The sequence below is a fragment of the Photobacterium sanguinicancri genome (assembly GCF_002265265.1).
Lineage (GTDB): Bacteria > Pseudomonadota > Gammaproteobacteria > Enterobacterales > Vibrionaceae > Photobacterium > Photobacterium sanguinicancri.
Genome location: NZ_NOIF01000425.1, coordinates 1 through 558 on the forward strand (window position 1 = coordinate 1; position 558 = coordinate 558).

A 558-nucleotide genomic window follows, 5' to 3' on the forward strand; every position below is an offset into this window, starting at 1 on the left:
AAATAATGGTGATTTCTCTCATGGCTATCAAGTGAATAAATATTTTAATCACCTACATATATTTAAGCCATGGCTCAATCAATGGAATTTGTTTATATCAAATATAAATGATGCGATAAATGAACCTCTATTTCAGGATTTCTACATAATTAAAGCAGACATATCGTCATTCTACGAGTCTATTTCTCATGACAGGCTTCAAAGAATAATATTAGGCGATGGAAATAGTGAAATATCTAATAAGATTAAATTATTAGATGTTGACAACCTAGCTTATTATAAAAAAATGATACATTGCCTATTAACAGTTTCGAAAACGATACAAGGTGGAAATACTGGACTTCCTCAGGGACCAGCATATGCTAGATACTTAGCAGAAATATATTTGATTGAGCTAGATTACATCCTTAGGAAATTATATTTATCAGGTGATGTTTACCTATATCAACGTTATGTGGACGACATATTTTTAGTTTGCAAATCAGAGGCTAAGGCAAAATTGATACTTAATATAATAAATGAAGCTTTTGCTAGTTTAAATCTGATGCTAAACAAGAG

Annotated in this window: 1 protein-coding gene; it reads left to right on the forward strand. The window is 30.3% G+C overall.

Annotated features, from left to right (window positions below; all coding sequences use genetic code 11):
- The coding region (locus ASV53_RS24430) for an RNA-directed DNA polymerase (protein ID WP_141226334.1) at positions 1–558 on the forward strand (558 nt) is incomplete at both ends.